Here is a 9,937-nt window from a genome sequence, read left to right as displayed (position 1 = left end):
CCTTGGCGGGGTTGGAACGGTAGGCGCCGGACATGGAGTAGTCCAGGTCGCCCGAGCCCTTGGCCAGGTCGTTGGTGGCCTGGGAGGGGTACAGCGCCAGGTTGCCGCCCTCGGTGACGACCATCAGGTCCGGCAGTTTGTCGCCGGTGAAGTCGCCGGGGGTGTCGGCCTGGTCGCGTGGGGTGACGTAGAAGAAGTACTTCGTCGCCTGGGACACGTTGCCCGCGGCGTCCACGGCCCGTACGTACAGCACGTTGGGTCCGGCGGTCGGTGGCTTGGTGTTCGCCAGTGTCGCGCTGACGCTCGTGGCCGTACCGGAGGTGCGGCTCAAGGAGAACGGGTAGTTCGCCGAGTTGAAGCCGTACTCGTAGCGGACGACGTCCGTGTTCAGTGCGCGCACGGTGAAGGATCCGGGCGTGCCGAACTTCTTGGTGGACCAGTTGGCGTCCTCGGCGTCGTTGCCGAAGCCGTTCTCACTGCCGTCGGCGTTGGGGAAGTCGGTGGAGCCGACCTTGGGCGGTTTGGGCGCGGTGGTGTCCAGGACGAAGCGGCAGGGTGTCTTGGCGGGGGCGTAGGCGGAGGTGGAGTTGGCGTCGTCGACCGCGCGCACCCGCCAGGAGTAAAGGGTGTTGTTGGTGAGCTTGCTGGTGGCGAACCCGCTGGTGGTGCGCAGTGCGACGTCCTTGTCGCCGCCGACGGAGACGTTCCCGGTGGTCTTCAGGAGGTCACCGGTGGTGTCCCACTTGCCCGTCGGCCACAGGTCGAAGTCCAGGCGGTCGAGGTTGTTGTCCTTGTCGGACGCCCGCGCGGTGAAGGTCAGGTCGCCCGAGCCCATGCGGACGTACGGCTCGGTGGTGGTGCACTTGGCGTCCGGGCCGAGGTCGAGCGACTTGGCGTCGACGACCGGCTTGCGGTTGTAGACGAGCTCCAGCACGGGCGCGTTGTCGCCGTTGGCCCGGAACTTCTTCCACGCGTACTGCGATTTCTCGTCCCGCGCCCGCAGCCCGAACGTGATGCTGTCCTTGCCCTGGTCGGCCCGCTGTTGCGCGGCCTTCTTCACGTCGAAGGTCTCGTAGGCGTCCCGGCAGCCGGACTTGTAGCCGTGCGCGAAGCTCTTGGTCGCGAACTTGTTGCCGTCGGTCAGCTTGGGCGCGTTCTTCCAGTTGGTGTGCCCGTTGACCGCGCCGGTGAGGTGCACGCTCATCGAACGGGCGCTGCACGACCAGGAGTACGTCTCCAGCATCCGCAGCTTCGCACTGGTGATCTTCGTGCCCTTGAGGCCCTTGTCGAAGGCGATGTTGAAGTACGAGCGCGAGGTGCCCCAGGTGTCCGACTCGAAGCCGACCCGCGCCTCGTGCGTACCGCCCTTGTTGAAGCCCTTGCCGTTGTAGAACGTGGCGTTGGGGTGCCGGCTGTAGGCGGTGGTCCAGTTCTGGGTGTGCTTCTTCACCGACGGGTCGACGAACACCGGATAGGTGGTCGCCGGGTCGTCGAGGAAGGAGAGCTCGGGGGTGAGGACCCAGTTCGCCCCGGACAGTTCCGCCTCGACCAGCTCACCGCGGGAGTCGGGCGAGGGCCCGTCGAGCCCGGCCAGGCCGAGGGTGGCCGCCGGGCCGGTCGGCGCGGGCGCGGGTGTCGGCTCCGCCGGCGCGGACGGCAACGGCGACTCCGACACCGTCACCTCGGGACCGTCGCTGGCCACCGGCAGGGTCTCCGGATTGGTGTCGGCCTGCTCGTCGGTCTCGATCAGCTCCTCGGTGGGACCGGGGCTGTCGCTCGGTGCGTCGGTGGCCGACTCGACGGGGCCGGGGGTCTCCGAAGCGGTCGGCTGCGCGGTCGCGCCGACGCCGCCGTCCGTCACCGCCGGCGCTCCGCTGCTGTCCCACATCAGCGGGGTCGGCGAGACCGCCACCTCGTTGCCGTAGGCGCTCTCGGCGGACAGGACACCCGTGACCGGGTCCAGCCGGAAGGTCAGGTCGTCAGAGGTGATGCCGTACGACAGCCGCTGGGCGAGCGGATTGGCCGCAGCCGCCCGGTTCTTCAGGACGAGCAGCTGGGCGAAGCCCTCGTCGTCGGCGGTCAGGACGATGTCGGCGCCCGGGAAAATCTCCGGGTACAGGGCCCGCGAACCGTCGATGACCGGGGCGGGGACCGCGCCCGGCCAGGTCAGCTGGATGGTGTAACCGTCCACGGTGAGGGTGGCCAGGGGGCTGGCATCCGCGGCGGCGGTGCGCATGCCTTTGACCAGGGAGACCCGACGGACACCGGAACGGGAGGCACGCTCGTCCTCGCCGCTCGTCTTCGACGCGTCGGACTTCGAGGCGCTCGCCTTCGACCCCGCCGAGAACACCATCCGCGCGTTGGTCGCCTTCGGCTCCCAGCCCTTGTCCGTGCGCTGGAGGTCGTAGTCGATCGGCTTCCACTCGCCGCCCACCTTGGCCCGGACCGGTGACGAGTACAGCTTCTTGGCCAGGGACCCGTCGGACCGCGCCCAGGTGGTCGACCGCGCGGTGCGCAAGGCGGTGACCTCGACGTTTTTCCCGGTCTTCGCGGCCTCTGCCAGCGCGGCGGCCTCGGTGACCGGCTTGGTGCTCCGGCTGCCCCCCGATTCGCCCCCGGAGCCCGAGTCGTCCAGGCCGAGGCCGATGAAGGTGATGCCGGTGGCGGCGAGCGCCGCGGTCAGCACGGCGGCGGTGGTCCGTCCTGCGGGCACACGACGGCGGCTGCGCTCCTTGCGCGTCATCGAGCGGGTTCCCCTTTTCCCTTGGAACCGGCACGGGACAGGGCTCGGCCGGGCCCAGCCGATGATGTCCTATGCGCAGGCCGTCGTCACGCATTGCGAGCGGAGCCGCCGATTGAGTGGACCAACCGGACTGCCCGTAAACGTGGATAAAGGAATCGGCTGACAACGACACTGCTGAGCAACGGACTTGAGAGCAAAACATCTCGAACCGGCTCTCAACGCCCCTGATCCGGCCCCTGTTTGCCCGGGGAACCATTGATTCAAGCGATTGGTATGAGAGTCGCCACGCTTTCCCTTACCTCAAAAAAGCGCAGGTCTGAACCTGACTATCCGCTATCTTTACTTACGCACCGTGTCGATCATCACATCCGCACAGACGATCTAGCGGAACTTCACAAAGGCGTCACAGAATCCCCGGTATCTGATACGCCATCACGCGTGGTCCGAACCCGGTCCCGCCTCACTGGTCCGGGGGGACCTTGTCGTGTTCGGTCGCTCTTCGCATGTCCGCCGTCACCGTCTGCGTCGTCTGCGCGCGGCAGTCGTGCCCACCATCGGCGCGGCTCTGCTCGTCACTCTTCTGCCGACCCCGTCGCTGGCCCTGCCGCCCGACCCGTCGGTCACCGAGAAAGGTCGCGAGACCCTGAACCTGGAGGCGCTCGAGCAGGACGAGATCCTCACGGGCGAGACCTTCGAGCGGGACCTCGAGTCCCTGAAGGTCGACGTCCCCGAGGACCTGCAGCAGGCCCCGGCCGGCACGGCGACGGCCCCGGCGCCCGACACGGGCTCGGTGAGTTTCGGCTCGACGGCAAGCACGGTCCAGGCGTCCGCGCGAACGGGAGCAGCCACCCGGGCCGCCGCCACCTCCGCCCAGCAGGTCGGCCTGACCCCTGTGGAGGACCTTCCCGTCAGCCTCGGCCAGGCCCCTGACCAGGCCGCACCGACCGGCACGTGGGGAGTACAGGTCTACGACCGTGCCGCTGCCGTCTCCCAGGGGGTCGACGGCGCGGTCGTCAAGGTCCAGGCCCCGGCGACGGGCTCCGTCCCGATCTCGGTCGAGCTCGACTACACCGAGTTCAAGAACCTCTACGGCGCGGACTGGGCCTCCCGGCTGCGCTTCGTCCAGTTCCCGGAGTGTTACCTGACCACGCCCGATGTCGAGGCGTGCCAGGAGTACGAGGAACTGGAGACGGTCAACGACACCAAGACGCAGTCGATCACGGCGACGGTCGACACGGCGGCGGACGGCACAGTCACTCCGGCCTCGGCGAACATCGCGTCCTCGAACGGTTCTTCCGTCGCTCAGGCCACCTACCGAACCTCGGCCACCTCTGTCGCCGCGGTCGGCGACACCGCGGTCATCGGTGCCGTCGACTCCGGCGGCGGCGCGGGCGGCACGTTCCGGGCCACGCCTCTGGTGTCCAACGGCAAGTGGGAGGCGGGAGGTTCGTCGGGAGCGTTCACCTGGTCGTACCCGCTGACGGTACCAGCGGCCCCGGCCGGCCCGGCTCCCAATGTCACCTTCTCCTACAACTCCCAGACCGTTGACGGCCGTACGGCGGTCTCCTCGCCCCAGGTCTCCTGGATCGGCGAGGGCTGGGACTATGACGCCGGTCACATCGAACGCCGCTACCGCTCTTGCCAGGACGACCGCAAGGCGATGAAGTCCGGCACGCCCAACAACACGGCCAAGAAGGACAAGACGTCCGACCTATGCTGGGCTTCGTACAACGCGGTGATGTCGCTAGGCGGCAAAACCACGGAACTGGTGCGGGACGCCACCTCCGGCAGCAATCCCGAGACCGACACCGAGGTCTACCGCCCTCAGCAGGACGACGGGACTCGCGTCGAGCGTCGTACCGGCGGCAGTAACGGCGACAACAACGGCGAGTACTGGATCGTCACGACACCGGACGGCACCAAGCACTACTTCGGCCTCAACCAGGTCGGCGGTGGCCACGCCGACACCAACTCCGTCTCCACCGTGCCCGTCTTCGGCAACCACCCAGGGGAACCCTGTCACGCCACCGCCTTCGCCGACTCCCGCTGCGGCTCCGGAAAGAAGCAGGCCTGGCGCTGGGGCTTGGACAAGATCGTCGACGTGCACGGCAACACGTTGGTCGTGAACTGGAGGCAGGAGACGAACTACTACTCGGTCAAGAAGAAGTTCAAGTCTCCCGAGCAGTACGACCGCTACGCCTATCCGACGACCATCGAGTACGGCATGCGCTCCGACCTGACGAAGCCCTCCGCGACAATCGATTTCGGCGTCAAGCAGCGCTGCTTGAAGTCCGAGACGGCCTGCGACGCGGCGAACTTCGCCAAGACCGACGACCCCGGCGCCTACCGCCCCTGGTGGGACACCCCCGGCAACCTCAACTGCAAGTCGACGTCGAAGCTGTGCCCCGCCTTCCCGTCGTTCTGGACGCAGATGCGTCTGGACACGGTGACGACGAAGGCCGCCCGCGCCGGCCAGACCGGCCTGGGCAAGGTCGACACCTACCAGCTCCACCAGTCCTTCCCGGAGGACTGGTACGACACGGCCCCCGGACTGTGGCTGAACTCGATCACCCGCCGGGGCTTCGCCCCCGGTGACACCACCGGCACCCTCCAGCACAAGGACGGTGTCAGCTTCGCCGAGTACTCGGTCGGCTCCGCCTCTCCGCTGCGCGCCCGACTGCAGGACCGCCAGCTCCCGAACCTGGTCCCGACCGGGCCGGACGACCAGCGTCCCGGCTTCACCCGCCCCCGCATCGGCACCGTAGCCACCGAGAACGGCGCTGATATCGAGGTCGAGTACAAGGGTGGCTGCGCCAGTGAGCCGGCTGAGGACAAGGGCAAGAACAACGGCACCTGCTACCCGGTGCGCTGGTCCCCGGACGGTGACGAAAAGACACCGGCCAAGTCCTGGTTCAACAAGTACGTCGTCCACTCCGTGACCGAGACCGACAAGGTCACCTCGCGCGGCAAGCCGGTCGTCACCAAGTACGCCTACACAGGTCCCGCCTGGGCGAAGAGCGATGACGAGTTCACTCGCCCGTCCCTGCGCACCCACAGCGACTGGCGCGGTTACCGCCAGGTGGCCGTCACCAAAGGCAGCAAGTCCAGCTCCCAGCAGGGCGACCCACAGTCCCAGTCGTACACGGAGACACGCTACTTCCAGGGCGTCGGCGGTGAGATCAAGGACTCCACGGGCACGTACACGCTCCTCTCTGACGACACGCCGCAGTACGCCGGCATGACGGCGGAGAGCATCGTCTACCTCAACTCCGACAAGCGGTGGCAGCAGCGGACACTGAACTATCCCTGGTCCAGGCAGACCGCATCCCGAGCACGCGAGGCAGAGAACGGCGCGGACATGGACCCGCTGCTCGCCCACCGCGGCGGCGTCAAGCGCACGGACGAAATCCAGCGGAACGGGGACACGGGCTGGCGGGCCGTCCGCACCATCACCGAGGTCGACGACGCCTACGGTCTGCCGATCCAGGCCGAGAGGTCCGTGGTCAAGCCGAACGGCACCGGCGAGACCCTTTCCGACCGGACTTGCACCAAGACCTCGTACGTCCATAACACCTCGGCCTGGTTGATCGGGCTACCCAAAGAGGAGCGGACCACCAGCACATCCTGCGCGGAGTACAGCGCCGCCGACCCGGCCACCCAGCTGACGAAGGCGGTCCGCCACACCTACGACAACCTGGCCTACGGCGCCACTCCGACCAAGGGTCAGGTCACCTCGGTGGCCGAGACCAACGGCGCCGGAACGGCGTACTCGATCGTCACCGGCACCACCTACGACTCTCTCGGCCGGGTGCGCACCGTCACCAAGCCTGGCCAGGGAACCACCGAGACCCAGTACACCCCCGCGGACGGCGGCCCGCTCACCTCCAGCAAGCTGATCAACGCCATGGGTCACGCCACCACGACGACCTTCGACCCGGGACGCAGCCAACCGCTGACAGTCACCGATGCCAACGGCCACGTGACCCGCACGGAGTACGACGCCCTCGGCCGTCTGGTGAAGGGCTGGACGGCGACCCGGTCGGACGAGGCGGTCCCGGACGTCGTCATCTCCTACCAAAGCGCGATCGCCACCAGCGCGCAGACCCGGCCCGCGGCCGTCACCGTCAAAACGCTGAAGGACAACGGCACCTACGGCAGCAAGGTCACCGTCTACGACGGCCTGATGCGCGAGGTCCAGGTCCAGACCGACGCCCACGGGCCCGGCCGGATCGTCAGCGACACGACGTACAACGACCACGGCCTCGTCGACGAGCAAACCGGCAAGTACCTCGCCAAGGGGGAGCCGACCCCCGAACTGTTCGAACCCCGTTCGAAGTCCCGGATTCCGAGCTGGACGAAGACCCGGTACGACGGCATGGAACGGCAGATCCGCCTGTCGACCTACCTGGACGGCGATTTCAGGTACGCCACGTACACCACCCACTACGACACCAGCACGTATGTGAACCCCGCCGGCTCCACCACCCCGAGGACCCGCACGTACACCGATGCCCTCGGCAGGACCACCTCGGTCCACCACTACAGCCAGGACGTCCCGTCCAGCGGTACGGGCCGCGCGACCGTCTACGAGTACGACTCACGCGGCAACCGCAGCAAGGTCACCGACCCGGCGGGCAATGCCTGGTCGTACACGTACGACGCCCGCGGCCGCGTAACCTCCGCCACGGACCCGGACACCGGCAAGACGGACACCTCGTACGACGACGCCGACCGGCCCAGCAAGGTGACCACGTCCCGGTCGCAGACGACGTACACGGAGTACGACGTCCTGGGCCGGATCACCAAGATCCGAGAGGGCTCCGAAACCGCCACTCCGGCCAAGGAGTTCACCTACGACACCCTGCCCGGCGCACTCGGTCAGCCAGTGGCCTCGATCCGGCACACCGCGAACGGCGACTACATCAACCGCATCACGTCCTATGATGCCGGCTACCGACCCACTGGCCGGGAGACAGTGATCCCCGGCAACGCGATGACGACGGGTTTCGCCGGCACCTACGCATACACGTACAGCTACACGAAGGTCACTGGTCAGCCACAGTCTGTCACTATGCCGGCCGTGGGCGGGCTCGCGCAGGAGAAGGTCGTCACCCGCTATAACGGTGACGGCCTGGCGGAGTCCACCTCGGGCCTGGCCTGGTATACCTCCGACGTCACGTACTCGCCGTTCGGCGAGGTCATGCGCACGGTCTCCGGTTCCCAGCCCCACCGCGTCTGGACAACGAACTTCGTCGACCCCCGTACCGGCAAGCTCCAGCGCACGGTCGCGGACCGGGAGACCGCGGGCCCTCACCGCATCAGCGACAGCTATTACTCCTATGACGCCTCCGGCATCATCACGTCCCAGGCCCGCAAACTGGCGGAAGCCTCCGGCGAAACGTGGGACACCCAGTGCTTCACGTACGACGCCATGGGCGAGTTGGTGAACGCTTGGACGTCGAGTGTGGCTCCCGCTGGTAACGGCACCGGCTGCAAGTCCTCGGACGGCACCACGTGGGGCCCGCGCACTGACTACGAGGCGTCCTCTGGCCCGGTGGCCGACGCGCCGGACGAGGCCACCGACGTGTCGGACCCCGACGCCGCCCTCGCGTCCTCCCTGGCGGCAGCCGCACCCGACGCGGCCACGGTCGCCACGGACGCGACCGCCTACCGCCAGTCCTTCACCTTCGACTGGCTCGGCAACCGGGCCGGGATGACGGAGCACAACCCGGCGGACGCGACGAAGAACGTCAGCTACTCGTACGGCTACGGGAGCACGCAGCCGCACACCACGAAGTGGATCAGCTCCGCCCCGTCCGGCAAGGGCAGCAGCTACTCCTACGACGCGGCGGGCAACACCGAGGTCCGCGACCTGCCCACCACGACCCAGGCACTGACCTGGACGGCAGAGAACAAGCTGGACACCATCACCGACGACGGCACCAAGACGACGTACGTCTACGACGCCGAGGGCAACCGTATTCTGGAGAACTCACCGGCGGGCTCGACGCTCTACCTGGGCGAGACCGAGCTCACCACGAATTCCTCGGGCACCATCACCCGTGCCGCGCGTGCTTACGCACATGCCGGCGCCCCGACCGCGGTCCGCACCACGGCCAACGGCGCGACCACCGGTCACAAGCTCAACGTCCTGCTCGCCGACCACCTCGGCACGGCCAGCACGGCCGTCGAACTCACGAGTGGCCAGCCAGTCACCCGACGTGCCTTCAAGCCCTATGGCGAAACCCGCGGGGCCAAGCCATCGGCCTGGCCTAACAAGCGCAGCTACCTCGGCGTCGGCATCGACGACGCGGCCACCGGCCTCACCCACATCGGCGCCCGCGAGTACGACCAGGTCTCTGGCCGCTTCCTCTCGGCGGACCCGGTCATCGACATCGCCGACCCGCTCCAGATGAACGGGTACACGTACAGCAACGGCAGCCCTGTCAGTAAGAGCGACCCGACCGGCCTCATCCTTTACTACGAGGGCGGCGGAAAAAGCGACAGCAACTCCGGGAACACCCGCAAGGGCCGCGACGGCAAAGACATAGCTGCGGACAAGATCCGACACGATGCCGCCGTCGCGGCGGTGGCCCTCTACCTGAAGTTCCTGTGGCGGCACCGCTCGGACGTGCAGGTGCAGACCGAGTACTACATTCCCGGAGCACAGCGCGAAAACGGGAAGGGCGGTTTCGCCGACGTCGTCGTGATCTTCCCGGACACCATCTTCGTGTGGGAGGTCAAGTCGGCGAAGACGGCGGAACTGGATGGCCCTTCGACCCTCGACCGCTACATCAACGCGCTGCGGAAGATCGAGCGAAAGGAAGGCACCTTCCGGACGGTCGAACGGGGCAACGCCCTTCCGCAGATAACGACCCTGGACCCGCTGGACCCGAAGAAGCAACTGGTGGCCGAGTCCACACAACAGCGCAAGGGCTCCACTCGCACCGGGGAGGAATACAAGGGCGTAGTCGGCTGGTGGACACGCAAGATGCCTCCGCGGGGCAAGGGGCCCGACGGTTACCAGCGTGAGACGGTGCCGATCCTGGAGAAGATCCAGGTCTGGCAGCCCACTCCGGAGCAGCAGCGGAACATCACCATGGGCGCCGTCGCGTCAATGGCGATCTATGTGGTCGGCAAGATGTTCACCAGCCCGTTCGGGCTGGAGTAGCGAACGGGTAGAGTGCGCCCAAA

The 9,937-nt window shown here is 67.6% G+C and carries 2 protein-coding genes; one reads left to right on the top strand and one right to left on the bottom strand.

Annotated elements, in window-relative coordinates:
• Positions 1 to 2,743 (bottom strand): DNRLRE domain-containing protein (locus ACGFR9_RS24945; RefSeq protein WP_393212302.1); only part of this gene is annotated, 2,743 nt, incomplete at its 3' end.
• Positions 2,744 to 3,227: 484 nt separating this feature from the next.
• On the opposite strand from ACGFR9_RS24945, the gene ACGFR9_RS24940 reads away from it, so the two are divergent.
• Entirely contained in the window at positions 3,228 to 9,914 is a 6,687-nt protein-coding gene (locus ACGFR9_RS24940; protein ID WP_393212300.1) for an RHS repeat domain-containing protein, read from the top strand.
• Positions 9,915 to 9,937: the final 23 nt, after the last annotated feature.

The sequence above is a fragment of the Streptomyces sp. NPDC048584 genome (genome assembly GCF_043199595.1).
Classification (GTDB): domain Bacteria; phylum Actinomycetota; class Actinomycetes; order Streptomycetales; family Streptomycetaceae; genus Streptomyces; species Streptomyces edwardsiae.
The sequence above is the reverse complement of the archived record's forward strand: the minus strand, read 5'-3'. Positions and strand labels throughout refer to the sequence as shown.